The following is a 26,706-nucleotide window of genomic DNA, read 5'->3' as shown; positions in this document are numbered from 1 at the left end:
TTATTTCCCCGTAAAGTTCGGCGCGCGCTTCGCCAGGAAGGCGCTGACGCCCTCGCGGTAGTCGTCGCTGCGCCCGGCCAGGCGCTGATAGTCGCGCTCAAGATCGAGCTGGGCGTCCAGGGTGTTGGTTTCCGCAGCATTGATGGCCTGCTTGATCAGCCCCAGCCCGAAGGTCGGCTGCGACGCAAAATGCAGGGCCATCTGCTGCGCCGTAGCGGAGAGCTGCTCGTCATCCACCACCTGCCAGATCATCCCCCACGCCTGCGCCTGTTCGGCGCTGAGCTTGTCGCCGAGCAGCGCCAGCCCCATGGCGCGGGCGCGTCCGGCCACGCGCGGCAGCAGCCAGGTGCCGCCGCAGTCCGGCACCAGGCCAAGCTTGCTGAATGCCATCACGAAGTTGGCCGAACGGGCGGCAATCACCATGTCGCACCCGAGCGCCAGCGTGGCGCCCGCGCCCGCCGCCACGCCGTTAACGGCACAGATGACCGGCTTCGGCAGCTTTGCAAGGCGGCGCACCAGCGGGTTATAGAAGGTTTCAACGGACATCCCCAGATCCGGCGCCGGGCCGTTGGGGTCGACGTTGCGGTCGTTCAGGTCCTGACCGGCGCAAAAGCCACGTCCCGCTCCGGTGAGCAGCAGGCAGCGAACGGTGTCATCGCGCTCGGCCTGTTTCAGGCACTCGGCAAGCTGCTGGTGCATCACGTCGTTGAAGCTGTTCAGTCGCTCCGGACGGTTCAGCGTAATGGTCATTACGCCCTGCTCAACATGACTGAGAATAAATTCCACAATTAGCGTCCTTTAAAGTCGGGGGTGCGTTTTTGTAAGAAGGCGTCGATACCTTCCCGGCGATCTTCGGTGGCAGAAAGCAGCGTAAACAGCTGGCGCTCCTGTGCCAGACCGGCCTGGAGCGGTACCTCCTGCGACTGGCGCAGCGCCTGTTTGGCCGCCTGCAGCGCCAGCGGCGAGTGGCGCGCCATCAGGGCCGCCTGCTTCAGGGCATACTCCAGCGTCAGCGCTGCCGGGAAAACGTCGCTGACCAGCCCGGCGCTCAGCGCCTGCTCAGCGGAAATGCTCTCGCCCGTCAGCACCATTTTGCTGGCCAGAGATTTACCGACGCAGCGGATAAGACGCTGGGTGCCGCCCGCGCCGGGCATGATGCCGAGCGTGATTTCCGGCAGGCCGAAACGGGCGTTGTCACCGGCAATCACCACGTCGCACAGCAGCGCCAGCTCGCAACCCGCGCCCAGCGCGAAGCCGTTCACGGCGGCAATCATCGGTTTAGGAAAAGCGTTGATGCGTGCCCACAGCAGCGGGCGGATATCGTTCAGGGTGGCAGGCAGGTCTTTCTCCGCCATTTCGTTGAGATCGGCCCCGGCGGCAAAGCAGCGCTCGCTGCCGTAAATTACGCAGACGGCAATGTCGGCATCCACGGCGGCGGCCTCAAGCTGCTCCGCAAGCTGGGTCAACAGCGCGTTGTTGAGGGCGTTGCGCGCCGCCGGACGGTTCAGCGTCAGCTGCAGCACGCGGCCATGACGGGTAACAATCAGCTCGCTCATGCCATCCCCTTCGCGTCGAAGTCGACGATCACGTCGGCGGTTAACGGCAGCGACTGGCAGCTCAGGACATACCCGGCGGCCAGCTCGTCCGGCTCCAGGCTGTAGTTGGTCGCCATGTCCACCTTCCCGCGCAGCACTTTGCATTTACAGGTGGCGCAGACACCGCCCTTGCAGGCATACGGCAGATCCGCTCCCTGACGCAGGGCGGCATCCAGAATGCTTTCGTCGTCCGCCGTCAGGGTGATTTCGCGGTCGCGCCCGTCCTGGCGGACGGTGACTTTCTGGCCTTCCACCTGCACGTGCGCCGCGCGCTTAACGGTGATTCCGGAGGTGTTAAAGCGCTCAAGGTGAATGGATTTGTCCGGCATCCCCAGCGCCTTCAGCGTGGCTTCGGCGTCATCCATCATCGCCGACGGGCCGCAGATAAACGCCTCGTCATACTGGCGGAAGTTGATCAGGGTTTTCGCCAGCGCCTGCAGTTTTTCCCCGTCGATGCGGCCAAAGAGCAGATCGCTGTCCAGCCGCTCCTGGCTGAAGATGGAGACCAGCTGCAGCCGCTGCGGGTATTTGTCCTTCAGGTCCGCCAGCGCCTGGCGGAACATCATGCTCTGGCTGCTGCGGTTGCCGTAGATGAGGGTGAAATGGCTGTTGGGTTCGGTCGCAAGCGTCGCGGAGATAATCGCCAGCATAGGGGTGATCCCGGAGCCTGCCGCAATCGCCAGGTAGTGGCCTTCGCGTTCGGCCCGCGGCTGGTAGCCAAACTGCCCCTGAGGAACCATCACCTCCAGCGCCATACCCGCTTTGATCTCATCCCGGGCATAGCGGGAGAAGCGCCCGCCTTCAATCGCTTTGACCGCCACGCTGATTTCGCCCGGAGCGGCACTCCGGCAGATGGAGTAGCAGCGGCGCAGCTCGTCCCCGCCAAGAGTCGTTTTTAACGTCAGGTGCTGGCCGGGACGGAAGCGGTAGGCCTCCTGCAGCGCCTGCGGCACCGCAAAGGTGATGGTCACCGCGTCGCGGGTTTCGGGTTCCACTTTTGCCACTGTTAATGAATGAAACGTTGTCATGGCAGCCTCAAATACATTTGAAATAGTCGAAGGGCTCGCGGCAGGTATTGCAGCGGTAGAGCGCTTTGCAGGCCGTCGAACCAAATTCACTGATAAGGGAGGTGTCGGTGCTGGCGCAGCGCGGGCAGCTCACCTCCACCGGCGCGTGCGCGTGACAGCTATGCCCCACCGGCGGACTGATACCGTACGCCCGCAGGCGCTCGCGCGCGTCGGCGGTCATCCAGTCGGTGGTCCAGGCGGGTTCAAGCTGAAGTACAATGTGCACCGGGGTAAAGCCGTGCGCGGTCATCGCCTCGCGGATCGCCCCCAGCAGATGTTCCGTTGCAGGACAGCCCGAGTAGGTTGGCGTGAAGCCGATAACCCAGCCTTCCCCCTGCGCCTTCACGCTGCGCACCATGCCTAAATCGGTGATGGTTAACACCGGCACTTCCGGGTCCGGGATCTGGCTTAGCAGCGCCCAGATCTGCGGGATTTGCGCGGGCGCGATGTCGACGAGGCGTTGCATAGCGTTCTCCTTTACCACTGCTGACCGGGATACGCGCGCTGGAGATACTGCATCTCCGCCAGCATCGGACCCAGATGTTCGGTATGCAGCCCCTGCTTGCCCCCGGTGCGGTACGCCACCTCTGCGGGCACCTGCAGGCAGGCTTCATTCAGACCGGCATACACTTCGCTTTCCCACGGCTGGCGCAGGAGGCGCGGGTCAACCGCCACGCCGGACTCAATCAGCTCCCGCTCGACGTCATCGGCTTCAAATAGCTCGGCCGTAAAACGCCACAGGCTGTCGATGGCCTGCTGCATTTTTTGCGCGGAGGTTTCGGTCCCGTCGCCCAGACGCACCAGCCAGCCGCGGCTGAAGCGCAGGTGGTAGCGCGCCTCTTTAATCGCTTTGGCGGCAATGGCGGCAAGCTGGCCGTCGCGGCTTTGGGTCAGGCGTTCGTACAGCGCCACGTTCCAGGCATCCATCAGGTACTGGCGGGCAATGGTGTCGGCGAAGCTGCCGTTCGGCTGCTCCACCAGCAGGACGTTGCGGAACTGGCGCTCGTCGCGGCCAAACGCCAGCGTGTCTTCATCGCCCCGGCCTTCCAGCTCCGCGGCATAGGTCAGGAAATTGCGCGCCTGGCCCAGCAGGTCGAGACCGATATTGGCGAGCGCGAGGTCGATTTCCAGCTCCGGCGCGTGGCCGCACCAGGCGCCGAGACGCTGGGAAAGGACCAGACCGTTATCGCCCAGACGCAGGGCATAGGCAGTCACTGAATTCATTCTTTGCCTCACATATGCTCGATGCCGTCAGGGATGCTGTAGAACGTCGGATGGCGGTAAACCTTGCTCTCCGCCGGGTCGAAGAACTCGCCGCTCTCTTCCGGCTGAGAGGCGACAATCTCGCTCGCCTTAACCACCCAGATAGAACACCCTTCGCTGCGGCGGGTGTAGGCATCACGCGCATTTTCCAGCGCCATGCGATCGTCGGCGGCATGCAGACTGCCCACGTGACGGTGGGATAACCCTTGTTTGCTGCGTACGAACACTTCGTACAGCGGCCAGTAGACATTGCTCATCGTGATTCCTCTCAAGCCACTTTGCGGGCGTGTTGTTTTTCCGCGTGCGCCAGTGCGGCTTCCCGCACCCACGCCCCCTCTTCCCAGGCTTTACGCTTGGCGGCCAGGCGTTCGTGGTTGCAGATGCCGCGCCCGTTAATGACCTCGTCAAACTCCTGCCAGTCGATCTCGCCGAAGCGGTAATGACCGCTCTCTTCATCAAAGCGCAGGTCGGGATCGGGCACCGTCATGCCCAGCATCTCCACCTGCGGCACCGTGTTGTCGACAAAGCGCTGGCGCAGCTCGTCGTTGCCGAAGCGTTTGATTTTCCACGCCAGGCTGCGGGCGCTGTTCGGCGAATTGTCGTCGTTCGGCCCGAACATCATCAGCGCAGGCCACCAGAAGCGGTTGATGGCGTCCTGAAGCATCTGGCGTTGCGCTTCACTGCCCTGCGCCAGCGCCATGCAGGCTTCAAAGCCCTGACGCTGGTGGAAGCTCTCTTCTTTACAGATTTTCACCATTGCACGGGCATAGGGACCGTAGGAGGTTCGACACAGCGCCACCTGGTTGACGATGGCCGCGCCGTCCACCAGCCAGCCGATCACGCCGATATCGGCCCAGCTCAGGGTCGGATAGTTGAAGATGGAGGAGTATTTCATCTTGCCGTCGAGCATCTTCTGGTAGATGTCTTCCCGCGCGCAGCCCAGCGTTTCCGCCGCGCTGTAGAGGTAAAGCCCGTGTCCGGCTTCGTCCTGCACCTTCGCCAGCAGGATCGCTTTTCGGCGCAGCGTCGGGGCGCGGGCGATCCAGTTTCCTTCCGGCAGCATGCCGACAATTTCGGAGTGCGCATGCTGACCGATCTGACGGATCAACGTCTTACGGTAGGCGTCAGGCATCCAGTCCTGAGGCTCAATCGCCGTCTCCTGCGCTATGCGCTGCTCAAACCGTTGTTCTTGCGTCACGTCATCACCTTTATGATTCGTTAGTTTGCAAATTAAAGCGTAATGTTGAATCACTTTGTTTTTTAAAAGTTACACAAAGGTTAAATATAACCCCAAGAATTGTTTCCTGATTATGTGACGTTGCTCGCAAGGCTTTTACAGCAGGCGCGTTGAAGGCCGTCCTGGCGCACCGCGTTTCATCAGAGCGGATCACAATGTTAACAATTCATTAAAACTCAGCTTGATTTTTATGATTCATGATCAAACTATTAATGAGTAAATTACGTAACATTTGGAGATAAGCGATGCAGCAGTTAGCCAGCTTCTTATCCGGTACCTGGCAGTCTGGCCGGGGCCGCGAACGCACTATTCATCACGCCATCAGTGGCGAAGCGCTGTGGAGCGTGACCAGCGAAGGGCTGGACATGGCGGCCGCCCGTCGCTATGCGATTGAGCGCGGCGGCGAAGCGCTTCACGCGATGACCTTTATCGAACGCGCGGCAATGCTGAAGGCGGTGGCAAAGCACCTGCTTAGCGAGAAAGAGACGTTTTATGCCCTGTCCGCCCAGACCGGAGCGACGAAAGCGGACAGCTGGGTCGATATCGAAGGCGGGATCGGCACCTTCTTCACTTACGCCAGCCTGGGCAGCCGCGAGCTGCCGGACGACACCGTGTGGCCGGAAGACGAGCTGATCCCGCTTTCAAAAGAAGGCGGCTTTGCCGCGCGCCACGTGCTCACCTCAAAATCCGGCGTGGCGGTACACATCAACGCCTTTAACTTCCCCTGCTGGGGGATGCTGGAAAAGCTGGCGCCGACCTTGCTTGCCGGCATGCCCGCCATCATCAAACCCGCCACCGCCACCGCACAGGTGACGCAGGCGATGGTGAAATCCATCGTCGACAGCGGGCTGGTGCCGGACGGCGCTGTCAGCCTGATCTGCGGCGGCGCGGGGGATTTGCTCGACCAGCTCGACAGCCAGGACGTGGTGACCTTTACCGGCTCCGCCAGCACCGGGCAAAGCCTGCGCGTGCACCCGAATATTGTGGCGAATTCGATTCCGTTCACCATGGAGGCCGACTCCCTGAACTGCTGCGTGCTGGGGGAAGACGTAACGCCGGAGCAACCGGAATTTGCCCTGTTCATTCGGGAAGTGGTCCGCGAGATGACCGCCAAAGCCGGGCAAAAATGTACGGCCATTCGCCGCATTATCGTCCCGCAGAGCCAGATTGACGCCGTGAGCCAGGCGCTGGTTGCCCGGCTGGAAAAGGTGGTGGTGGGCGATCCGGCGCAGGAAGGGGTAAAGATGGGGGCGCTGGTCAACGCCGAACAGCGTGCGGACGTGCAGGAGAAAGTGGAGCAGCTGATCGCCGCAGGCTGCCAGGTCCGACTGGGTGGCAAAGCGGATTTGCAGGCCGCGGGCGCGTTCTACCCGCCGACCCTGCTGTTCTGCCCGCAGCCGGATGAAACTCCGGCAGTGCACTCAACCGAAGCCTTTGGCCCGGTTGCGACGCTGATGCCGTATCGCGACGCGCGCCACGCAATGCAGCTAGCCCGCGCGGGCGGCGGCAGCCTGGCGGGCACGCTGGTCACCGCAGATCAGGCCATTGCCCGCCAGTTTATTGTTGGCGCAGCGCGCGCCCACGGGCGTATTCAGATCCTCAATGAGGAAGCCTCGAAAGAGTCCACCGGCCACGGCTCCCCGCTGCCTCAGCTGATGCATGGCGGCCCGGGGCGCGCGGGCGGCGGCGAAGAGCTGGGTGGCCTGCGCGCGGTGAAACACTACCTGCAGCGCACCGCCATTCAGGGCAGTCCGACCATGCTGGCCGCCATCGGCAAGCAGTGGGTGCGTGGCGCAACGGTGCAGGAAGATCGCGTGCATCCGTTCCGCAAATACTTTGAGGAGCTGCAGCCGGGCGACAGCCTGCTGACGCCGCGCCGCACCCTGACGGAAGCGGACATCGTGAACTTTGCCTGCCTGAGCGGCGACCACTTCTACGCCCACATGGACAAGATCGGCGCGGCAGAGTCGATCTTTGGCGAGCGCGTGGTGCACGGCTACTTCCTGATTTCCGCCGCAGCGGGGCTGTTTGTTGATGCGGGCGTCGGGCCGGTGATTGCCAACTACGGCATGGAAAACCTGCGCTTTATCGAGCCGGTTAAACCGGGCGATACCATTCAGGTGCGTCTGACCTGCAAGCGTAAAACGCTGAAGAAACAGCGCACCGCCGAGGAAAAACCAACCGGCGTGGTGGAATGGGCGGTTGAGATCTTCAACCAGCACCAGCAGGCCGTGGCGCTCTACTCCATCCTGACGCTGGTGGCGCGCCAGCGGGGTGATTTCAGCTAGTTCCCTGCTCCTAATCCTCCCCACAATGGCTGAGCGCTCTCAAGTAATGAGCAAGCAGAAGCAATAACGCTGCTTTTAGAATGGCTGAGGGCCTTCAGCGATGCCCTGGTCCGGCTGTAAATCGCTGAGGCGTTTGCCTTCCGGCCGGGGCGAGGCGCATGGATGCGCCGAGAGGGCGGGCTTTACAGGGATGTTACCTCCGCCCGTCCCCGATAAGCCGGAAGGAATAAGCCGAGGACAAAATTGCCGGGAGCAATTTTGGACAGCCCCTGCGCTGGCCCTGAAAGGGTGAGCCCCAGGGATGGGGCGAACAATCCGCGAAGCGGCGATTTACCGCCGGGAGCCCGGGTTGCCAGGGTGGTGGCGACTGAGCCACCCTGGCACGTTCACCGGTCATGTCGTTACAGAGTAGTAAGGAACATAAAGTGAACGGAATGACCACCACAGCCGTATGTTCCCCCTCACCCCAGCCCTCTCCCTCAAGGGAGAGGGGGCCGTCTGTGCTGACATCATTTGTGGGGTTCCCTCAGCCTCAATGGGAAGAGGAAATGGCGCGGCATGTGATTTATCCCCGCTCTTTTTTTAACCTGGCAAGACTGACAAATAATCTGGCAGATGCAGGCAAACGCTTTTATCAGGCGCCTGTCAGGATAAGGCTGTCACAACACAATAAACACAACAAGATGAGGTCTACGATGGGAAGCAATTCTTCTTTTTCTGCCCGTAGAACGGCGCTGGCTATGGCCGTTGCGCTGTGTTGCGCCTGGCAATCCCCTGTTTTCGCCCACGGCAGTGAGGCGCATATGGTCCCGATGGATAAGACGCTGCAGGACTTTGGCGCCGACGTTCAGTGGGATGATTACGCACAGATGTTCACCATTGCGAAAGACGGCGCCTTTGTGAAGGTCAAACCGGGCGCTAAAACCGCCATCGTCAACGGGAAAACCCTCAAGCTCGAGGTGCCGGTGGTGATGAAAGGCAAAAAAGCCTTTATCTCTGACAGCTTCATCAACGATGTTTTCCAGTCCGGCCTTGACCAGACTTTCCAGGTTGAAAAACGTCCTCACCCGCTAAACGCGCTGACGGCGGACGAAATTAAGCAGGCCGTTGAGATTGTCAAAGCCTCGGCGGATTTTAAACCGAATACCCGCTTTACCCAGATCGCCCTTGCTGAGCCAGAGAAAGCCAAAGTATGGGACTTTGTGCTTAACGGAACGCCGGTGGATGCCCCGCGTCAGGCGAAGATTGTGATGCTCGATGGAAAGCACGTTATCGAAAGCGTGGTGGATTTGAAGGATAAAAAAATCCTGCGCTGGGAGCCGGTGAAAGACGCGCACGGCATGGTGCTGCTGGATGATTTCACCGTGGTACAGCAGATCATCAACGACAGCACCGAGTTTGCCGAGGTGCTTAAAAAACACGGCATTACCGACCCGAAAAAAGTGATTACCACGCCGCTGACCGTCGGCTATTTCGACGGTAAAGATGGCCTGAAGCAGGAAGATCGCCTGCTGAAGGTGGTGAGCTATCTGGATGTCGGCGACGGCAACTACTGGGCGCACCCGATTGAGAACCTGGTGGCCGTGGTCGATCTTGAGCAGAAGAAAATCCAGAAGATTGAGGAAGGTGCCGTTGTTCCGGTTCCGATGACGCCGCGCCCCTACGATGGCCGCGACCGTATAGAGACGCCGAAAAAACCGCTCGACATCATTGAGCCGGAAGGCAAGAACTATACCATTACCGGCGATATGGTGCACTGGCAGAACTGGGACTTCCACCTGAGCCTGGACTCCCGCGTCGGCCCGATGATTTCAACCGTCACCTATAACGACAACGGCAAAAAACGCCAGATTATGTATCAGGGGTCGCTCGGCGGCATGATTGTCCCCTACGGCGATCCGGACGTGGGCTGGTACTTTAAGGCCTATCTTGATTCCGGCGACTACGGCATGGGCACCCTGACCTCACCGCTGGTACGCGGTAAAGACGTGCCGTCAAACGCCGTGATGCTCAATGAAACCATCCCGGACTACACCGGCGCGCCGATGGAGATCCCGCGCGCAATCGCCATTTTCGAACGCTACGCGGGCCCGGAATATAAGCATCAGGAGATGGGCCAGCCTAACGTCAGCACCGAGCGCCGCGAACTGGTGGTGCGCTGGGTGAGCACCGTGGGTAATTACGATTACATCTTCGACTGGGTGTTCCATGAAAATGGCACCATCGGCATTGACGCAGGTGCGACGGGTATCGAAGCGGTGAAAGGCGTGCAGGCGAAAACCATGCACGATGCCACCGCCAAAGACGATACAAAATACGGCACGCTGATCGACCACAACATCGTGGGCACCACGCACCAGCACATCTACAACTTCCGTCTCGATATGGACGTGGACGGCATCAACAACAAGCTGGTGGCCATGGATCCGGAAGTGAAGCCGAATACCGCCGGTGGCCCGCGCACCAGCACCATGCAGATCAATCAGTACGATATTGATACCGAGCAGCAGGCGGCGCAGAAGTTCGACCCGGGCACCATTCGACTGCTGAGCAACATAAGTAAAGAGAACCGCATGGGCAACCCGGTTTCGTACCAGATTATCCCTTACGCGGGCGGCACGCACCCGGTGGCGACGGGGGCGAAATTTGCCCCGGACGAGTGGATCTACCATCGCCTGAGCTTTATGGACAAACAGCTGTGGGTGACCCGCTACCACCCGGATGAGCTCTACCCGGAAGGCAAATTCCCTAACCGCTCCATCCACGACACGGGCCTCGGACAGTACAGCAAGGATAACGAGTCGCTCAACGACCAGGATGACGTGGTCTGGATGACCACCGGCACCACCCACGTAGCGCGCGCGGAAGAGTGGCCGATTATGCCAACGGAATGGGTGCATACCCTCCTTAAACCGTGGAACTTCTTCGACGAGACGCCAACGCTCGGGAAGAAGAAAGACGAAAAATAAACATCCGCCGGGCAATAGCCCGGTTTTTTTTGCCCTGGCGTTTGAGGATCGCCCTGGCTTGCTTATAGTTACTGATATCTCACCTGCATGATTTATCCCCCGGACGGGAAAGGGCTTTATGGAAAAAAGAAAAAAACCGACACTTGAACGGGCAACATGGCCAACGCGCCATGCCATGGTCATGCACGGGCTGGCGATGAACCTGCCGTGGCTGGCCTTCGTCAATATCAGCTTCGCGGTGATGATCCTGCTGCGACACGTCCTGCTTAAGGCCAGCGATCCCCTTTATCCCCACTCGCCGCAGCTGACGAGAATGGTCGATGCCTCCATGCTCGGCATTATCATCCTCTCGGCCGCGCTGATCCTCATGGCCTGGCGGCGTATCGCCGGAATCAGCGTGGTGCTGTTTATCTGTAGCGCCATCTGGTCGGTCTCCTGCTTCTGGTTCATTACCCAGCTGCTGCTGCCTCACGTCTGGCCGCTGTGCGTCATTTTATTACTCGCCGGTTTAACGGCGCTCTATTTTTACCCTGAAGGGCTGCTCGCCTTTGTGCTCCCGCTCTGGATCACCCTGCCGATAGCAAGCTGGATACGGAACGATGGCCTCAACCTTCACTTCGTGGTTATCTGGAGCGTCTTTACGCTGATCCTGGTCTGCGGGCGTTTCATTCTGCTGAGCTGGTTTGACGAGGCCTGGCGACGTAACCAGCAAAATCAGCTGCTGATTTCGCGGCTGGACGCGCTGGCGCATCAGGATCCGTTAACCAAAACCGCCAATCGCCGGAAAATGGAGGTGGTACTGGAGAACGCGGTTGAGCAGAAGAAAACCTTCTCGGTGATTATGCTGGATATCGACTATTTCAAGCGCTACAACGACACTTACGGGCACCAGGCAGGCGACGACTGTCTGACCCGCGTCGCGCGGGTGCTGAAGCAGTCGGTGCGCACACCTGACGATGTGGTGTCGCGTTACGGCGGCGAGGAGTTCGTGGTGATTCTGTTTAACTGCCCGGAAAACATCGCGGAGAAGGTTGCCCTGCGCATTCAGGACGGCCTTCGTACGGAAGCCATACCGCACGGCGCCTCAACCGTTAGCGACCATGTCACCGTGAGCATGGGGATTGCGAGCATGGCGGAGGGGCTGGCGGGCACCGAGATCATCGCCCGCGCCGATGCGGCGCTCTATCGGGCGAAGGAGGCCGGGCGGGATCGTTGGTCGCTCTAAATAAAAGCCGGGTGGCGCTGCGCTTACCCGGCCTACGGTTAGAGGTGTTGTAGGCCGGGTAAGGCGTAGCCGCCACCCGGCTTGCTTTTTAATACCGCACGCACACCGACTTGGTTTCACACCAGCCGTCCAGCCAGTCCGGGCCAAAGTCGCGGCCGGTGCCGGACTGCTTCATGCCGCCAAACGGTAAGTTAGCGTCAATCAGCGTATGGCTGTTCACCCAGACGGTGCCCGCCTGCAGCCGGTCGGTGTACTCCAGCGCCTTGCTGATATTCTGAGTCCAGACGCTCGCCGTCAGGCCATAGTCGCTGTCGTTTGCCAGCTGAAGCGCCTCTTCCCCGTCGGCGACGCGCACCACGTTGACCACCGGACCAAACACCTCTTCGCGGGTCAGGCGCAGCGCGGCATCCGGGTTCACCACCAGCGTAGGCGAAACGTAGTAGCCTTTGCCTTCCGGCCCCCGGTTACCGACGATCAGCTCCGCGTTGCGCGACTTCGCCTCATCAAGGAAGGTCTGCACCTTGTCACAGTGGGCGCGCGACACCAGCGGGTTGATAAACGCCTCCGGCGACATGCCCGGCCCGACGCTCAGGGATTTCACCGCCTGCTCAAACCCGCTGACCAGCGTGTCAAACAGCGGCGCTTCAATATAGATGCGCGAGCTCGCCGCGCACACCTGCCCCTGGTTCAGGAAGCTGCCGGTCATCAGGCCTTCGATTACCCACGCCGGGTCCGCATCCTTGAGTACAATTGCCGGGTTTTTCCCGCCCAGCTCAAGGGTCACGCCGGTGAGCGTGTCCGCCGCCGCGCGGGCAATTTGCTTACCCGTCGCCGTTGAGCCGGTGAAGCTCACCTTTGCAATATGCGGGTGCGAGGTCAGCGCTGCGCCGCACACCGCGCCGCTGCCGGTCACCACGTTGAACACCCCGTCAGGGATGCCCGCTTCACTGGCCAGTTCCGCCACGCGGAGCATGGTCAGCGGCGTGGTTTCAGACGGCTTAATGACGATAGAGCAGCCCGCGGCAAGCGCTGGCATCACTTTCCACATTCCGATCATCAGCGGGAAGTTCCAGGGCACAATCCCGGCCACCACGCCAACCGGCTCTTTACGTGTCCATGCCTGATAGCGTGCGCCCTGCGGCAGCGGTATGGAAAGGTCGAGGGTCTTACCCGTAATTTTAGTGGTCAGCCCGGCGGTATAGCGCATCCAGTTCAGGGTACAGCTGACTTCAAACATACGGGAGATGTTGATGGATTTGCCCTGCTCCAGCGTTTCAAGCTGGGCCAGCTCCTCGCTGTGCTGTTCCACCAGATGGGCGAAATGGAGCAGGATCCGCTCGCGCTCCGCCGGCAGTTTTCCGGCCCAGCTGCGGGCGACAAACGCGCGCCAGCCGGACATAACGGCGCGGTCAACGTCGTCGACGCTGGCATCGGCAGTTGAGGCAATGACCTCGCCCGTGGCCGGGTTGTAGACGTTCAGCCGCTTTTCACTGTCCGACGCGGCCTGACGCCCTTCAATCCACAGGCCATGCTGTCGGTCTAAAAATTGTTGCACGGCAGGCTGAATAGCCACCAGTGATTCAGACATAGGATACTCCTTCGTTATTCTTCGCAGGGTGTTCATCCAGTCTAAGTGGGGTTTTGAGTTCTCGCTTTTGTCTCTGTGACATTCGCTTTGCCACCTGTGACAGGCTCCGCAAATCGCGATAATTGCCGCTTATATCGCTGTTACCGGTGAGTGTTCTTTCCTATAGTCAGCCTCATAGCTCTGACAAAATGCAACACAAATGCAACAATGCGAAAACGTTGACGGTGCAGTGAGAGAAACGATGGCGTGTGCAAGCGAGCAGGAACAGTATCAGCAGTGGCTGGCGCAAATTAACCAGGTTTGCGGGCGTTTTAACGCGCAGCCCACCGGGGGCAAATTTTTCGGCGAGCTGGAGACCAGCTATGCGCGCAGCCTGAAGCTCAGCACCGTGACCGCAGGCGGCGTTAACCTGTTCCGCTCCCGTCAGGAGATCGCGCAGAGTAACGATGCCTGGTTTTATACCGTGTTCCAGCTTGAAGGCAGCGCGGAAATTGAGCAGGATGACCGTCGCGCGCTGCTCAGAACCGGTGATATCACGCTGATTGACGCGTCGCGTCCCTGCTCGATCAACTGGCGGGAAAAATCACGCCAGATTTCGCTCCTGGTTCCCCGTCAGATTATTGAGCAGCAGTGTCGTTTCCAGGAGATAAGCTGCGCGACCGCCCTTTCCCGCACCTTGCCCACGGTACAGCTGAGCCATCGCCTGTTGATGGAGAGCATGAGCAATGCCGACCTGAGTGACCGGGAGAGCGAAGCGGCGCTCGAAGCGATGATCTGCCTGCTGCGCCCCGCTTTCCAGCAGCGTGACATCATTCAGCCGCGCAAGGAGCGCCAGTTCCTGCACGTGGTGGCGCTGATTGACGATAATATTCAGTCTGAATCCCTGCGCCCGGAATGGATTGCCGCCGAGAGCGGTATGTCCGTGCGCAGCCTTTACCGCATGTTTGCCGAGAAGGGGCTGGTGGTGGCGCAGTACATCAAAAACCGTCGTCTGGATCTCTGCGCGCAGGCACTGCAATCTACCGGTGATGATGAAAAGCTGGCGGGCATTGGCTACAGCTGGGGGTTCACCGACCATAGCCATTTTTCAACGGCGTTTAAGCAGCGCTTTGGCGTTTCGCCGGGTGAATACCGCAGGCGCTACCGCTAGCTACTTTTTGAGCCACTTTCCGTTAATGCCCCTCACGTATTCGCCCGGCTGCGCGCGGGCAACCAGTTTCTGCCCTGCCATTTTGGCCACTTCATCGACCGGCAAATTATTGCTGTCAGCCAGCTTCTGGTAGTTTTCCGTGCGCGCCGCATTGATACGGTTGACCAGCGCCAGCGTTTCGGCATCCTGTTGAATAGGGGCAAGATAACCGCTGAGGGTTTCCCCCACGCGCCCCTGCGCCCGGGCATCGTTCAGGGTGAGCGTAGCCGCCTGTACGTTCATCCCCAGCGCCAGTAAAATCAGAGCTAATCGTTTCATGGCGTCCTCAGAACAGATCGCTGCGCGATTTCAGCAGAGTTTCAACGTCTTTATCGACCTTAATATGGATCTCATGTTCGATTTTGACATTCATATTGATGGTAATCGGCTCCTTTGGCGCAGCGACTTCAATGCGCGGCGTACAGCCGGACAGTAGCGCGGCAACGGCAACGGTGAGCGCACCAGCCATCTTTTTCATTGTTGTTCCTCACTTTCCTTGCCGGTCGAACTGCGGGGAGCAGGTATCGCCGCATGTTGCTCAAACCAGCTTTGCAGGTTGTCCCCAAAACGCAGGCTGCGCCAGAGGGTAAAGACATTCTCGTCGTGGGTATAGTTCAGGTTGACGGAGCTGCTTTTGCCATCGACCCGGCTGGTCCCCTTGATGGTCGCCTGCATGGTTAATTCACCGAGGTTATCTAAATTGATTCTCGTCCACGAACGCGAAATTTCCATATAGCGGAGCCAGTTAATCGCGGCGCCCGCAACCATATTATCTTTCACGATGGCGTCGGCCGTATCTTTGTCGATGCGCAGTGTCATTGGCCCAGGATTGGTCAGCCAGCCATCCTTGATAATCCATTTTTCGTTGTCCAGCCAGAACGGCAGCGCCCCGCTCACCGGCCCCGACATGGCAAACTGTTTCGGATTGACGGCGCTAATCAGCTCGCTGGAGGAGATATTGTCCACCCGCAGCAGGGCCGGATCGTGCTGCGGCATCCGCAGCTGCTGCATGGTGATCTTCCCGCCGAGGGCCTCCACCTTCACGTTGGTGAGCAGCAGCGGATTGTCCTCCGTCCAGGGATAATCGCCCTGTAAATCCGCGGTAATGTTGCGCGCGGTCACCAGGTTTACCACTTCGCCGATGCGCAGCGTCACCGGACCGCGCGTGCCCAGAGACCAGGTTCCCTCGCTGAAGCGGAACGGCAGCACAAAGTCGACGCCGTTAATCTGGTTATCCGGCATCCAGGCGCTGCCGGATTTCAGCACGCCGTGCCCGCCCGCTTCAAAGCCCTGATCGGCCGCCGCCGAGAAAGCTACCTGCGCATAAAGCTCCCCGTCGCGCAGCGTCATTTTCCAGTCCGGCGGGATCAAAGGCTGGAACACGGTGAGCGACTGTTTCGGCCACCAGGCCTGTCCGCGAAGGCGCACGCCATCCCAACGACCGTTCACCTGTACCGGGCCGATTTTGTCCGCATGGAGGTCGCCCTTAAACTGAAAAATTGTCGGGTCGGTGCCGTCGACGCTGAAGGTCAGGACCGAGGGCGGCAACACGCTGCCGCCGGAGAAACGGGTTTGCCCGGCATTGAGCGACAGCGCGCCGCTGAAGGCCGGTTTTTCGGCATCGCGCAGCCAGCGCACCGGCCGATCCAGCACCAGACGCGGCTTGCTGACCTCCATCGTGCCGTACTGGAGCTTGTCAAAACCGGTGGAGAGCGCCGTCAGCTCAATCAGGTTGTCGCGCCACTCGCCTTTCCCGGCGACATCCCAGCGGGCATGCATCGGCGTAAAGCCGCCTTTCCCCCAGTAGCGCCACTGCCACAGGCCGTTATCGGGTAAAAAGTCGTTGGCCTGGCCGTCCAGGTGGAGTTCAAAATCGCCCATCTCGTTCTCATGGGCGCGCAGAATCGCCTGTAAACGACCGTCCACGCCCTTCTGGGTGAGCTTCACGCCCGCCAGCGGCCAGCGGATTTCATCGATATCGAGGGAGTTAATGATGCGTCCGCGCGAGCGGAGCAGCGCGCCCGGCTCAAAGGTGAGCTGCGGTTCATACAGGCTGCCGGTCAGCGTTGCGGGCAATTTGGCGTAAAGGATGAGATCGTTTTGCTTCGCCTCGCCGCTCAGATGCAGCGGCATATCGCTGTTTTCCATGCTGAGCCTGCCGGGCCCAATATTCAGTACCGCGTTGCCTTTCCCCGCATCGCCTTGCGTCAATACGTTCAGTCGTCCGGTCAGCGTGGCTTTCTCCAGCCCCTGCTGCCAGTTGTCGGCGCGAAGGGACACCCGCCCGCTCAGCGGCATACCCGAGAGATCCCAGTTCCAGCGTCCGTCGCTGATGTTGAGCTGTTCCGCCGTGATCTGCCACGGCAGGTCGAGAAGCGGTTCGGGGTTGTCTCTCGCCATCACCACCAGCTGTCCCTGATTATCTTCCCAGTCGAGATCGGCGTCGACCAGAGACGTTAACTGTGGCACGTTAAAGGTCGCAACCGCGTGGCCTTTCACCGGCACGCCATCCGGAACCAGCGGCAAGGTAAACTCGCCCACCAGCTTAATCGGCTGCGGCTGGTCCGGGAACCGTATATCGAACTGGCTGACCGAGAGCGTCTGGCCGCGAAGCGTGCCTTTAATGCTGACCTGCTCGCCTTTATAGGCGATTTCCTGGCTGGACGGGGTTAGCGACGCGTGAAGCTCACCCTGCCACTGCTGCCAGGGCGACAGCGTCAGACGGTGAACCGTGAGCCAGGTATTGGGCAATACCGCCTGCCATTGGGCCAGCGTTTTGGGTGCGACCGTTGAGGGCGCCGACTGGGGAATTTTGCTCAGGCAGACGGAGTTAAGATCCAGCGCGCCGATATCGAGCTTCCAGCGGCTGGGATGTGACAGCGTCACGTTATCGATGCGGGCAATTTCGCAGTCTTCAACCAGATAGCGAAGGTCGGGGATCACCAGCGCGCGGCGAGTCAGTTTCGGACTCTCTTCGAAAGCGATGCGCGTCCCGACGGGAAGCCAGATCCCGGCGAGCGTCGGTACCCACTGGGCGAGCGTCATCAGCAGCGTCAGCGGCACCAGTATGAACAGCAGTAAAAGCGCAAGAGCGGCTTTGTATTTACCCTTCATGGGCAGTTAATGTCCTGATTTAGCGAAAGAATTAAGCCGGCAGTGCCGATCATTGTCGCATGTTTAGCGGTTAAGTTGAAGTTAACGCCAGGATTAAGGATAGATGCTGTAAATAGTATGAGGTAACTTTTTTGCTATGCGTAACCTAAAGAACACAATTTAGATTCAGTGGGTTACGCATAATTTCAGGCGAAGAAACCGGAATAACTGAGTAATTAATACCTGTTCCTGGGCATTGCCAGCAGGTAAAGCATTGCGAATATCAATGACCCCCAGTACACCGAGTCGTACCGCCAGGGATCAAAATCAATATGTAAAAAACCGCGAACAAAATCATAGCCGTTGGCAAAAACGTTAATCTGGATGGCTGCAATGGCTATCACAAACAGCGTATAGGCAATCAACAGAGGATATTTACGAAGCCTGTTGACCTTGAGTTTTCCGAGATACAACAAGCAAAAAATGACAATAGATACAATAAAATAGTACAAAGCAGGCAGCACCGGCGGAGATAAGGACAACTCCAGCTGTTGCGACATACACCATTCTCCCTCTTTATCAGAAATTCACCCAGTTCCTGATACCGTCCCATCACATCCGGAAGGATTGCAGTTTTTGCACCCTCTTGCCATTCTTTAACGTAATTCAGACAGGCGTTTTTCGCATCCTCTACCCAATGAAATTTCCTCTACATCCCCTGACCAGATACGCGCCAAAGATTCTTCGTAGCAAGAATATCATGGAGTTAGGGTGTACATATGCTCTAGAATAATTGATAGAACTTATTGAATTCAATAATATTTTAGAAATTGTAAGATAATTTTAATCATGCTAACGTGAATGCAAAATCACTGGAGAAAGTCTTATGAAACTCGCGGTATACAGCACAAAGCAGTACGACAAAAAGTATCTGCAACATGTTAACGAGGCTTACGGGTTTGAGCTTGAATTTTTCGACTTTCTGCTGTCCGAAAAAACCGCTAAAACGGCGCACGGCTGTGAAGGCGTCTGCATTTTCGTAAACGATGACGGCAGTCGTCCGGTGCTGGAAGAGTTGAAAAAACAGGGGGTGAAGTACATCGCCCTGCGCTGTGCAGGCTTTAACAACGTGGATCTCGACGCGGCAAAAGAGCTGGGTCTGAAGGTAGTGCGCGTCCCGGCGTACTCCCCGGAAGCGGTGGCGGAACATGCGATTGGCATGATGATGTCGCTCAACCGTCGTATTCACCGCGCTTATCAGCGCACCCGTGACGCCAACTTCTCGCTGGAAGGCCTGACCGGCTTTACCATGTACGGCAAAACCGCTGGCGTGATCGGGACCGGTAAAATTGGCGTGGCTGCCCTGCGCATCCTGAAAGGCTTTGGCATGCGTCTGCTGGCATTCGATCCGTACCCAAGCGCCGCAGCGCTGGATCTGGGCGTGGAGTACGTCGACCTGCCGACGCTGTTCTCGCAGTCCGACGTGATCTCCCTGCACTGCCCGCTGACGCCGGAAAACTACCACCTGCTTAACCAGGCGGCATTTGACCAGATGAAAGATGGCGTGATGATCATCAACACCAGCCGCGGCGGGCTGGTTGACTCCCAGGCCGCTATCGAAGCGCTGAAGACCCAGAAAATTGGCGCGCTGGGGATGGACGTCTACGAGAACGAACGCGATCTGTTCTTTGAAGACAAGTCTAATGATGTCATCCAGGACGACGTGTTCCGTCGCCTCTCTGCCTGCCATAACGTGCTGTTTACCGGACATCAGGCGTTTCTGACTGCCGAAGCGCTGATCAGCATTTCGGAAACCACGCTGGGTAATCTCCAGCAGTTAGAAAAGGGTGAGCCTTGCCCTAACGAGCTGGCTTAAGTGCTACGCCGGGTGGGGGCTAAGCCTCACCCGGCGCGTTTGTTTCCCAGCTGCGGTGCGCAACGCGCCACCAGATCAGAACGGCAGCCAGCGCAATCGCGCTCAGGACACTGAATGCCGTCGCAAACGAGTAATGACCGGCGATCGTCCCGGTTAACGCCGGGCTCATGGATGCCCCTACTCCCTGCATCAACATCACCACACTCTGCCCGGCATTGACGTGCCCGCTTCCGCGCAGCAGCACCACAATAAACGATGGTACGACGACTCCCAGGATCCCGGCGGCCAGGCCGTCGAGAATTTGTACCGGGATCATCATTAACGGCGCGTCCGTGGATGCCGCCAGCGCCGCGCGCACCGGCATAACCAGCAGCGCCAGCATAATCAAGCGCCAGTAGCCAAAATGTTCGATCCGGCGCGAAGCCCAGATGGCGACGGGGATCATCACGGCCTGAGAAATGATGACGGTACCGGCTGCATATAAACCGGGGTTGATCGTGGCAGGTGCCGCGGCAACCCTCATGCTCAGCATCGGCAACAGCGCCGCGTTCGCCAGGTGGAACAGCAGCAGCGTCAGTCCGGTCACAAACAGCGCCCGGTTTTTCATCAGCACGGCAAAACCGGGGACCGGCAGGCTCGCAGAAGAGGACAGCCCGCGCGCCGCATCGTTATCAATATCGCTGTTGCGAATGGCAAGCAGCGCACACAGCGTTAGCAGCGTGGTACAGGTCATCAGCAGGAAAATCCCGCCCACGCCCCAGTACCACGCAATGCCGCCCGCAAGCAGCGCGGTGACAAAATTGCCGCCGTGGTTGAACGCCTCGTTTCTGCCCATCTGCGCGCTGAACCCGCTCTGCCCGGTCAGCCCCAGCGTAATCCCGGCGATCAACGGCCCGACAAATGCCGCACAGATACCAGTGACGATTTGCGACAGGGCGACAACGCCGCTCTGCTGGCTAAACCAGAGCAGAAGCGTGCTTAGCGTAATCAGAATGCACAGAAGCGCGAGCACAGCGCGCTTGTTGCGGGAGGTGTCGGTGATGAACCCCGCCGGCAGCGTGGCCAGTAACCCCGCCAGCCCGCCGGCCGTCATCAGGATGCCGATATCATCAGGGGTCCAGTGGCGTTCGGTCAGAAAAATACCGAGAAAAGGCCCCAGGCCATCGCGGACATCCGCAATGAAAAAACTTGTCAGGCATAACGCCCGCAGCGAACGAAGAGACATACTTCCTGCCTTGCCTGTTATCGCCTGAAAAATAGAAAATGTAGTATACCGGGTATTTTTGAAAATCAGATGACGTCTTAAAAAACATCTCTTCCGAACTTAAACAATTCATAACGGACGTTGTTTTTTCACTTTACTCATTATCGGCCCTGACTATACTGGCAATAAATTTTCACAGGAGTCCTTCGTTGGAAAGTTATTTTATCGTCGATACGAAGGTAAGCTGACGCGATTTCTCGCTGCTTACCTTAACGGTGGGCAGCAATCCTCCTGACGTGATTGCATCCCAATACATTAAGAACGACCAGGTTTGTGGGGCATCGCGATGTTCATGTTTAATCATTCACTCTTTCCACCACCCTCGCGCTGACATGCTTTGCGTTTTAACGGCGTCATACTGTGCTTTGTAAAGCGCTGACGCTTATCGTTTAATCATGTTAACAGGCGACAGGCTGATGTTCCCTTATATCTCTCATCTGCTCGCAGCGATGCTGCTGGGCGCAATTATCGGCGCGGAAAGACAATGGCGCCAGCGTATGGCGGGGCTTCGTACCAATGCACTGGTTGCGACGGGCGCTGCCGTGTTTATTTTAAGTTCCCTCTCGACGTCACCCGATAGCCCGGGGCGCATTGCAGCGCAGATAGTCTCTGGCATAGGCTTTCTTGGCGCAGGCGTTATTATGCGTGAAGGGATGAATATTCGGGGTCTTAATACCGCAGCAACGCTGTGGTGTTCAGCCGGAATTGGTGTGTTATGCGGCTTAGGCCAATTCTGGAATGCCGGTATGGCCAGCGTGATTATTCTGTGCGCCAACATCCTGCTTCGCGAAGCTGCGCAGCGGATTAATCAACTGCCCGCGCTCCATGAAGGCGAAAAATGCTATGTCCTTAAAATTACCTGTAATGACGAGCATGAAGATGCGGTGCGGCAGAATATTGTCAATATGGCGAAAGAGTTAACGTTAAGCCTGAAAGCCATTTATTGCGATACGGCGCAGGCAGAAGGTAAAACCGAAATACGGGCCGAGGTGATGACCCGTGAGGAATACCGGAAATTACTCGAGCTGATTATGGATAATATTGGCGGGAATAAAATTATGGCATCCGTAAGCTGTCACGCAGTATGAACACGATACCGGGCATTGCGCTAAGCAATTCAAAATCCCTGCAGGCAAGATACAGACGCATGTCGTGACGGGCTCTCCGAAGGATCAGATTCTTAAGCTCGCAGATACCATTGGCGCCGACCTGATTATCATCGCTTCCCATAAGCCGGACATCTAGACCTATCTGTTGGGTTTAAACGCTGCGGCAGTGGTACGGCATGCGAAATGTCCTGTGCTGGTTGTAAGATAAAAAACCGGGCGCAAAGCCCGGTTCTGTTTTCAACTAAAAGTAACCTACGCGCTCAACCCACGATTCTCCAGCATCGGTTCAATCTTCGGATCGTGCCCGCGCCAGTTGCGATACAGTTCGGCTAAATCCGTGCTGTTCCCGCGGGACAAAATCGCCTCGCGGAATTTCTGTCCATTTTCGCGAGTCAAACCACCCTGCTCGACAAACCACTGATAGCCATCGTCCGCCAGCATTTGCGTCCACAGATAGGCGTAATACCCCGCCGCGTAGCCGCCGCCGAAAATATGGGCAAAATAGCTGCTGCGGTAGCGCGGCGGCACGGCGGGCAGATCCAGCCCCTCTTTTTTCAACGCCGCGGCTTCGAATTCTTCAACGCTCGACACGGCCTCGCCGATGCCGTGCCAGTTCATGTCCAGCAGCGCCGCACTCAGCAGTTCCGTCATGTCATAACCCTTGTTGAAATGGGTCGCGTTGAGCATGCTTTCCCGCAGCGCGTCCGGCATCGGCTCACCGGTTTCGTAATGGCGTGCATAATGGGTAAACACCTGTGGATGGCTGGCCCAGTGCTCATTGATTTGCGACGGGAATTCAACAAAATCACGCGGCGTATTGGTGCCGGAAAGGGTGGCGAAACGCTGGCTGGCAAAGAGACCGTGCAGCGTATGGCCAAACTCGTGGAACAGGGTTATCACGTCGTCCCAGGAGAGAAGCGCGATCCCGCCATTCGCCGGTTTTTGGTAGTTACAGACGTTGTAGATCACCGGACGGGCAACAAACTCGAAGGATTGTTCGACGAAATTCCCCATCCATGCCCCGCCCTGTTTGGAGTCGCGGGCAAAGAAGTCGCCGTAAAACAGCGCCATGCCCTCACCGGTGTGGTCGAAGATTTCCCAGACCCGGACGTCCGGGTGATACACCGGGATATCGAAGCGCTCAACGAAGCGAATGCCAAACAGCTGGCTTGCCGCCCAGAATACGCCGTCCTGCAGCACGGTATTGAGCGCAAAATAGGGTTTGATTTGCGATTCATCAAGGGCATATTTTGCCTGGCGCACGCGTTCGGCATAAAAGGCCCAGTCCCAGGACTGCACGGTGAAACCGCCCTGCTCGTCGTCGATGACTTTCTGAATATCGGCCTGCTCGCGTTCCGCGCGGGCGCGGGCGGCGGGCACAATGCCGCGCATAAACTCCAGCGCGGCGGCCGGGGTTTTCGCCATCTGATCGGCGATGCTCCAGCTGGCGTAATCCTCAAAGCCCATCAGACGGGCCTGTCGCGCCCGTAGCGCCGTCAGACGAAGGATCAGCGCGCGAGTATCGTTTTCATCCCCTTTCTGGGTACGCGTCCAGCCTGCGTTGAACAGGTTTTCGCGGGTCTGACGATTGCGCAGCGCGGCAAGCGCGGGCTGCTGGGTGGTGTTCAGAAGCGGGATCAGCCAGCGATCGTTTAGCCCTCGCTCCGCGGCAGCCTGCGCCGCATCGGCAATCTCACCGGGGCTGAGCCCGTCAAGCTGGTGCGCGTAATCCACCACCAGCCCGCCCGTCTTATCGGCAGCCAGCAGACGCTGGTTAAATTGGCTGATAAGGGTCGCCGCCTCGGTATTCAACGCCTTCAGCTCGGCCTTTTCCGTCTCATTCAGACGCGCACCGGCCAGAATAAACCGCTGATACGTCTCCTCAACCAGACGACGGGATTCGGCGTCCAGCGCGGCACGGTCCTGCCAGACGCTCTCCACGCGGGCGAACAGCACGTCATTCAGCCAGATATCGTTTGCCAGCGCGGCAAGCTCGGTGGAGAACTGTTCCTCCAGCTCCTGTAAATACGGATTGGTGTGCGCGGAAGTCATGGCGAAGAACACGCTGCTGACGCGCGCGAGCATGGCGCCGCTTTTCTCCAGCGCCAGCACGGTGTTAGTGAAGTCAGGCGCAGCGGACTGAGAGACAATCGCGTCAATGTCCGCCCGCTTCTGGCGTAGGGCTTCATCGAAGGCCGGACGATAGTGGCTGTCGTTGATTTCATCAAAATGGGGAGCCTGATATGGCAACAGGCTGATTTCAAAAAAGGGATTGGTGGCCGTCATCTTTCACTCCTGAGTACGGGTATCCTCCCAGAGTAGGCCAGGCCGCCATCCCCTGCAACGCCGTCATACAAATGTTGCCTTAACGCACCCTCTGCGGCCGTGCTATGTTAATACAACACAAAAAGCGTTGAGGAACAGTGAGATGATTATTTTAGTTACCGGGGCAACGGCAGGTTTTGGTGAGAGCATCACGCGTCGCTTCGTCGCCAACGGGCACAAGGTTATTGCCACAGGCCGTCGTCAGGAGCGCCTGCAGGAGCTGAAAGATGAGTTAGGCGACAGCATCCTGACCGCGCAGCTGGACGTGCGTAACCGCGCGGCGATTGAAGAGATGATTGCCAACCTGCCCGCCGAGTGGCGCGCCATCGACGTGCTGGTCAACAATGCCGGTCTGGCGCTTGGCATGGAGCCTGCACACAAAGCCAGCGTGGAAGACTGGGAAAACATGATCGACACCAACAACAAAGGCCTGGTCTATATGACACGCGCGGTGCTGCCGGGCATGGTCGAGCGCAACCGCGGCCACATTATCAATATTGGCTCCACCGCCGGAAGCTGGCCGTACGCGGGCGGCAACGTTTATGGCGCGACGAAAGCGTTTGTGCGCCAGTTCAGCCTTAACCTGCGGACCGATCTGCACGGCACCGCCATTCGCGTCACCGATATCGAGCCGGGCCTGGTGGGCGGCACCGAGTTTTCCAACGTGCGTTTCAAAGGCGATGACGCGAAAGCGGACAAAACCTACGAAAACGCTAACGCCCTGACGCCGGAAGATGTCACCGAAACGGTCTGGTGGGTGGCGACGCTGCCAAAACACGTCAACATCAATACCGTAGAAATGATGCCGGTCAGCCAGAGTTTTGCCGGACTTAGCGTCCATCGTGGCTAAATCTGCCGTTCCCGGCCTGCGGGCCGGGTCTGTTTCGGGTTATAAAAGAATGGTAGTATGTTCGGGCTAACTCTCTGAGAAATGACAACTCATGGCCGCTGAATCGCAACTCAATCCCACCCAGCCCGTAAACCAGCAAATCTATCGCATTTTGCGACGTGATATTGTCCATTGCCTGATCCCACCGGGAACGCCGCTTTCTGAAAAAGAGGTGTCCGTGCGTTTCGACGTTTCCCGTCAGCCGGTGCGTGAAGCTTTTATTAAGCTTGCGGAAAACGGTTTGATTCAGATCCGCCCGCAGCGCGGCAGCTATGTGAACAAAATTTCACTCTCTCAGGTGCGCAACGGCTGTTTTGTTCGCCAGGCCATTGAGTGCGCGGTGGCGCGCCGTGCCGCAACGCTCATCAACGACAAGCAGTGTTACCTGCTGGAGCAAAACCTGCATCAGCAGCGGATTGCGATTGACCGCAAGCAGCTGAATGATTTCTTCCAGCTTGATGATGAATTCCATCAGAAACTGGCGCAGATTGCGGATTGCCAGCTGGCCTGGGATACCATCGAGAACATCAAGGCCACCATTGACCGCGTGCGCTACATGAGTCTCGATCACGTCTCCCCGCCGGAAATGCTGCTCCGACAGCATCACGACATTTTCAGCGCGCTGGAAAAACGCGACCCGGACGGCGTGGAAAAAGCGATGACGCTGCATCTGCAGGAAATTAGCGAATCCGTACAGCTGATTCGTCAGGAAAATAGCGAGTGGTTTAGCGAAGAGTAATATTACGCCGCCCCCTTTCGGACGCGGCGATGGATTTAGCGAACGACTAACACCGGAATTGTGGCGTAGCGCAGGATAGATTCGGCATTTGATCCCAGCAGATGGGTGGTGATGCCCGGATTTTTCGACCCGATGACGATCGCGTCATATTCCCCCTCTTTGCTCAGCCTGATGATTTCATCGCGGACGTTGCCAAAGCGCACCAGGCTGTCAATTTTCTCCGGCGAGATATCGAACAGTCTTTTTAACGCGTTCATTTTCTTGCCGGATTCCTCCGTCATATACTCTTCGAACTTTTTAATATCGGCGTTAAATCCGCGCAGCAGGGAGCGGCTGCTGGTCGGCAGAATGTTGACCAGGGTAATCGAGGCGCCCTCCGCCTTCGCAAGGTTTGCCGCGTGGCGAACCGCTTTGTCGCTCAAATCCATTTCAAACACGTCAACAGGCATCAAAATCTTCTTATACATAAGCCTGACTCCTTATTCCGATGAAAGGGTTATTTCCTGTACCCAGAATGGCACCGGGAATATAAACCAACCCTCAACGTTTCCCTTCTGAAACTATCAATAAATGAAAATAACGGTCTGGTTTGTCAATTGCTGTCGTGAATCGTCAGCGCCCGGCACAATAAAGAAAAAAGTGTGAGTTTGATCAAAAACAAAAACATGTTGTGCAGACAGGCGTATTTATATGCTCCGTGAACGGCAACCCTGAAATAACGCCGTAACGAACAGGTTAGAGAGGAGAAAATACCATGATGACATACGACCGTAACCGCAATGCAATCACCACCGGCAGCCGCGTCATGATTAGCGGCACGGGCAAAACTGGCGTGATTAAAGCGATCCACAGCGACGGGCTGGATGCCGCGCAGGTGCGCCGCAGCAAAACGGTTGAAGTGGAAGGATGCGAAGGTAAGTTCGAACCGATTGAGCTGATTCGCCTGGGTATGCACTAAACGGTGCGCAGACATGCCGCCGCGAACGGCGG

At 58.2% G+C, this 26,706-nt stretch carries 24 protein-coding genes and 1 pseudogene; 10 read left to right on the top strand and 15 right to left on the bottom strand.

The features are described from left to right. The 7 genes from paaG to paaA are packed head-to-tail and all read right to left on the bottom strand — an operon-like array spanning window position 1 to window position 5,123. A complete protein-coding gene (gene paaG / locus V1587_RS12865; RefSeq protein ID WP_371897766.1) occupies window positions 1–789 on the bottom strand; it encodes a 2-(1,2-epoxy-1,2-dihydrophenyl)acetyl-CoA isomerase PaaG in 789 nt (262 codons plus the stop codon). After that, window positions 789–1,556 (bottom strand): 2,3-dehydroadipyl-CoA hydratase PaaF, encoded by a 768-nt coding sequence (gene paaF, locus V1587_RS12860; RefSeq protein ID WP_371897524.1) that lies wholly within the window; start codon window positions 1,554–1,556, stop codon window positions 789–791. Before paaF ends, paaG begins: the two co-directional genes overlap by 1 nt. Beyond that, window positions 1,553–2,623 carry a 1,2-phenylacetyl-CoA epoxidase subunit PaaE gene (paaE, locus tag V1587_RS12855; protein ID WP_371897525.1) on the bottom strand — a complete coding sequence of 357 codons (1,071 nt, stop codon included), beginning with the start codon at window positions 2,621–2,623 and terminating at the stop codon, window positions 1,553–1,555. Before paaE ends, paaF begins: the two co-directional genes overlap by 4 nt. A gap of 7 nt (window positions 2,624–2,630) precedes the next feature. Beyond that, window positions 2,631–3,128: a 1,2-phenylacetyl-CoA epoxidase subunit PaaD gene (paaD, locus tag V1587_RS12850; protein ID WP_157189095.1), complete on the bottom strand. Its 498-nt coding sequence runs from the start codon at window positions 3,126–3,128 to the stop codon at window positions 2,631–2,633. Window positions 3,129–3,139: 11 nt separating this feature from the next. After that, window positions 3,140–3,886 (bottom strand): 1,2-phenylacetyl-CoA epoxidase subunit PaaC, encoded by a 747-nt coding sequence (paaC, locus tag V1587_RS12845; protein WP_371897526.1) that lies wholly within the window; start codon window positions 3,884–3,886, stop codon window positions 3,140–3,142. 8 nt (window positions 3,887–3,894) lie between these two features. Beyond that, window positions 3,895–4,182, bottom strand: a complete 288-nt coding sequence (gene paaB, locus V1587_RS12840) for a 1,2-phenylacetyl-CoA epoxidase subunit PaaB (RefSeq protein ID WP_371897527.1) — start codon at window positions 4,180–4,182, stop codon at window positions 3,895–3,897. Between the two features lie 11 nt (window positions 4,183–4,193). Further along, a complete protein-coding gene (gene paaA, locus V1587_RS12835) occupies window positions 4,194–5,123 on the bottom strand; it encodes a 1,2-phenylacetyl-CoA epoxidase subunit PaaA (RefSeq protein WP_371897528.1) in 930 nt (309 codons plus the stop codon). Window positions 5,124–5,407: 284 nt separating this feature from the next. Between paaA and paaZ the strand changes: the two genes are divergently transcribed. The 3 genes from paaZ (at window position 5,408) to V1587_RS12820 (ending at window position 11,644) form a co-directional block, all read left to right on the top strand. Beyond that, window positions 5,408–7,450, top strand: coding sequence for a phenylacetic acid degradation bifunctional protein PaaZ (paaZ, locus tag V1587_RS12830; RefSeq protein ID WP_371897529.1), 2,043 nt, complete (start codon window positions 5,408–5,410; stop codon window positions 7,448–7,450). Window positions 7,451–8,145: 695 nt separating this feature from the next. Then, window positions 8,146–10,419 (top strand): primary-amine oxidase, encoded by a 2,274-nt coding sequence (gene tynA, locus V1587_RS12825; protein ID WP_395314351.1) that lies wholly within the window; start codon window positions 8,146–8,148, stop codon window positions 10,417–10,419. Between the two features lie 118 nt (window positions 10,420–10,537). After that, window positions 10,538–11,644: a membrane-associated sensor domain-containing protein gene (locus tag V1587_RS12820; RefSeq protein ID WP_371897531.1), complete on the top strand. Its 1,107-nt coding sequence runs from the start codon at window positions 10,538–10,540 to the stop codon at window positions 11,642–11,644. Between the two features lie 88 nt (window positions 11,645–11,732). Here V1587_RS12820 and V1587_RS12815 read toward each other — a convergent pair whose 3' ends face one another. Beyond that, the gene (locus tag V1587_RS12815; RefSeq protein WP_371897532.1) at window positions 11,733–13,232 is read right to left on the bottom strand and encodes an aldehyde dehydrogenase family protein; all 1,500 of its coding nucleotides are present in this window, start codon (window positions 13,230–13,232) and stop codon (window positions 11,733–11,735) included. Between the two features lie 241 nt (window positions 13,233–13,473). Here V1587_RS12815 and feaR point away from each other — a divergent pair, with 241 nt between their 5' ends. Further along, complete coding sequence (feaR, locus tag V1587_RS12810; protein ID WP_371897767.1) at window positions 13,474–14,382, top strand: transcriptional regulator FeaR; 909 nt, start codon at window positions 13,474–13,476, stop codon at window positions 14,380–14,382. Here the strand turns inward: feaR and V1587_RS12805 are convergent, their stop codons facing one another. The 4 genes from V1587_RS12805 to V1587_RS12790 all read right to left on the bottom strand — a co-directional run bounded on the left by V1587_RS12805 (window position 14,383) and on the right by V1587_RS12790 (window position 18,074). After that, entirely contained in the window at window positions 14,383–14,700 is a 318-nt protein-coding gene (locus V1587_RS12805) for a YdbL family protein (RefSeq protein WP_371897533.1), read from the bottom strand. It abuts the gene before it with no gap. A gap of 7 nt (window positions 14,701–14,707) precedes the next feature. After that, window positions 14,708–14,899, bottom strand: coding sequence for a YnbE family lipoprotein (locus V1587_RS12800; protein WP_008502388.1), 192 nt, complete (start codon window positions 14,897–14,899; stop codon window positions 14,708–14,710). Next, complete coding sequence (locus V1587_RS12795) at window positions 14,896–17,535, bottom strand: YdbH family protein (protein ID WP_371897534.1); 2,640 nt, start codon at window positions 17,533–17,535, stop codon at window positions 14,896–14,898. The genes V1587_RS12800 and V1587_RS12795 overlap by 4 nt, the downstream gene beginning before the upstream one ends. A gap of 215 nt (window positions 17,536–17,750) precedes the next feature. Continuing rightward, the gene (locus V1587_RS12790; protein ID WP_371897535.1) at window positions 17,751–18,074 is read right to left on the bottom strand and encodes a hypothetical protein; all 324 of its coding nucleotides are present in this window, start codon (window positions 18,072–18,074) and stop codon (window positions 17,751–17,753) included. 326 nt (window positions 18,075–18,400) lie between these two features. Between V1587_RS12790 and V1587_RS12785 the strand changes: the two genes are divergently transcribed. Then, window positions 18,401–19,390: a 2-hydroxyacid dehydrogenase gene (locus tag V1587_RS12785; protein WP_028013015.1), complete on the top strand. Its 990-nt coding sequence runs from the start codon at window positions 18,401–18,403 to the stop codon at window positions 19,388–19,390. A 19-nt stretch (window positions 19,391–19,409) separates the two neighbouring features. Here V1587_RS12785 and V1587_RS12780 read toward each other — a convergent pair whose 3' ends face one another. Beyond that, window positions 19,410–20,615, bottom strand: a complete 1,206-nt coding sequence (locus V1587_RS12780; RefSeq protein ID WP_371897536.1) for an MFS transporter — start codon at window positions 20,613–20,615, stop codon at window positions 19,410–19,412. A 455-nt stretch (window positions 20,616–21,070) separates the two neighbouring features. On the opposite strand from V1587_RS12780, the gene V1587_RS12775 reads away from it, so the two are divergent. Further along, a complete protein-coding gene (locus V1587_RS12775) occupies window positions 21,071–21,742 on the top strand; it encodes an MgtC family protein (RefSeq protein WP_371897537.1) in 672 nt (223 codons plus the stop codon). Between the two features lie 22 nt (window positions 21,743–21,764). Further along, window positions 21,765–21,971: pseudogene (locus V1587_RS12770) on the top strand (universal stress protein); the annotation flags it as partial. 44 nt (window positions 21,972–22,015) lie between these two features. Here V1587_RS12770 and dcp read toward each other — a convergent pair. Then, window positions 22,016–24,049: a peptidyl-dipeptidase Dcp gene (gene dcp, locus V1587_RS12765; protein WP_395314350.1), complete on the bottom strand. Its 2,034-nt coding sequence runs from the start codon at window positions 24,047–24,049 to the stop codon at window positions 22,016–22,018. A gap of 142 nt (window positions 24,050–24,191) precedes the next feature. On the opposite strand from dcp, the gene ydfG reads away from it, so the two are divergent. Further along, complete coding sequence (ydfG, locus tag V1587_RS12760; RefSeq protein ID WP_023292548.1) at window positions 24,192–24,938, top strand: bifunctional NADP-dependent 3-hydroxy acid dehydrogenase/3-hydroxypropionate dehydrogenase YdfG; 747 nt, start codon at window positions 24,192–24,194, stop codon at window positions 24,936–24,938. Between the two features lie 91 nt (window positions 24,939–25,029). After that, window positions 25,030–25,716: a GntR family transcriptional regulator gene (locus tag V1587_RS12755; protein WP_008502405.1), complete on the top strand. Its 687-nt coding sequence runs from the start codon at window positions 25,030–25,032 to the stop codon at window positions 25,714–25,716. A gap of 35 nt (window positions 25,717–25,751) precedes the next feature. Here V1587_RS12755 and V1587_RS12750 read toward each other — a convergent pair whose 3' ends face one another. Next, on the bottom strand, window positions 25,752–26,183 hold the full coding sequence (locus V1587_RS12750; RefSeq protein ID WP_023292549.1) for a universal stress protein: 432 nt from the start codon (window positions 26,181–26,183) through the stop codon (window positions 25,752–25,754). Between the two features lie 287 nt (window positions 26,184–26,470). On the opposite strand from V1587_RS12750, the gene ydfZ reads away from it, so the two are divergent. Further along, the gene (gene ydfZ / locus V1587_RS12745; protein WP_014883679.1) at window positions 26,471–26,674 is read left to right on the top strand and encodes a putative selenium delivery protein YdfZ; all 204 of its coding nucleotides are present in this window, start codon (window positions 26,471–26,473) and stop codon (window positions 26,672–26,674) included. The last annotated feature ends 32 nt before the right edge of the window (window positions 26,675–26,706 follow it).

Origin of the sequence: Enterobacter sp. ECC-249 (assembly GCF_043965265.1) — a bacterium.
GTDB lineage: Bacteria > Pseudomonadota > Gammaproteobacteria > Enterobacterales > Enterobacteriaceae > Enterobacter > Enterobacter quasiroggenkampii.
Note: the sequence above shows the minus strand (reverse complement) of the source record. Positions and strands in the feature narration are given on the sequence as shown.

Coding starts and splice junctions, on each gene's coding strand:
- V1587_RS12785 (WP_028013015.1), top strand. CDS start 18,401: ATGAAACTCGCGGTATACAGCACAAAGCAGTACGACAAAAAGTATCTG.
- feaR (WP_371897767.1), top strand. CDS start 13,474: ATGGCGTGTGCAAGCGAGCAGGAACAGTATCAGCAGTGGCTGGCGCAA.
- paaE (WP_371897525.1), bottom strand. CDS start 2,623: ATGACAACGTTTCATTCATTAACAGTGGCAAAAGTGGAACCCGAAACC.
- dcp (WP_395314350.1), bottom strand. CDS start 24,049: ATGACGGCCACCAATCCCTTTTTTGAAATCAGCCTGTTGCCATATCAG.
- V1587_RS12780 (WP_371897536.1), bottom strand. CDS start 20,615: ATGTCTCTTCGTTCGCTGCGGGCGTTATGCCTGACAAGTTTTTTCATT.
- paaD (WP_157189095.1), bottom strand. CDS start 3,128: ATGCAACGCCTCGTCGACATCGCGCCCGCGCAAATCCCGCAGATCTGG.
- tynA (WP_395314351.1), top strand. CDS start 8,146: ATGGGAAGCAATTCTTCTTTTTCTGCCCGTAGAACGGCGCTGGCTATG.
- paaC (WP_371897526.1), bottom strand. CDS start 3,886: ATGAATTCAGTGACTGCCTATGCCCTGCGTCTGGGCGATAACGGTCTG.
- V1587_RS12800 (WP_008502388.1), bottom strand. CDS start 14,899: ATGAAAAAGATGGCTGGTGCGCTCACCGTTGCCGTTGCCGCGCTACTG.
- V1587_RS12775 (WP_371897537.1), top strand. CDS start 21,071: ATGTTCCCTTATATCTCTCATCTGCTCGCAGCGATGCTGCTGGGCGCA.
- paaF (WP_371897524.1), bottom strand. CDS start 1,556: ATGAGCGAGCTGATTGTTACCCGTCATGGCCGCGTGCTGCAGCTGACG.
- V1587_RS12755 (WP_008502405.1), top strand. CDS start 25,030: ATGGCCGCTGAATCGCAACTCAATCCCACCCAGCCCGTAAACCAGCAA.
- V1587_RS12750 (WP_023292549.1), bottom strand. CDS start 26,183: ATGTATAAGAAGATTTTGATGCCTGTTGACGTGTTTGAAATGGATTTG.
- paaZ (WP_371897529.1), top strand. CDS start 5,408: ATGCAGCAGTTAGCCAGCTTCTTATCCGGTACCTGGCAGTCTGGCCGG.
- ydfG (WP_023292548.1), top strand. CDS start 24,192: ATGATTATTTTAGTTACCGGGGCAACGGCAGGTTTTGGTGAGAGCATC.
- V1587_RS12795 (WP_371897534.1), bottom strand. CDS start 17,535: ATGAAGGGTAAATACAAAGCCGCTCTTGCGCTTTTACTGCTGTTCATA.
- paaB (WP_371897527.1), bottom strand. CDS start 4,182: ATGAGCAATGTCTACTGGCCGCTGTACGAAGTGTTCGTACGCAGCAAA.
- V1587_RS12805 (WP_371897533.1), bottom strand. CDS start 14,700: ATGAAACGATTAGCTCTGATTTTACTGGCGCTGGGGATGAACGTACAG.
- ydfZ (WP_014883679.1), top strand. CDS start 26,471: ATGATGACATACGACCGTAACCGCAATGCAATCACCACCGGCAGCCGC.
- V1587_RS12790 (WP_371897535.1), bottom strand. CDS start 18,074: ATGTCGCAACAGCTGGAGTTGTCCTTATCTCCGCCGGTGCTGCCTGCT.
- V1587_RS12815 (WP_371897532.1), bottom strand. CDS start 13,232: ATGTCTGAATCACTGGTGGCTATTCAGCCTGCCGTGCAACAATTTTTA.
- V1587_RS12820 (WP_371897531.1), top strand. CDS start 10,538: ATGGAAAAAAGAAAAAAACCGACACTTGAACGGGCAACATGGCCAACG.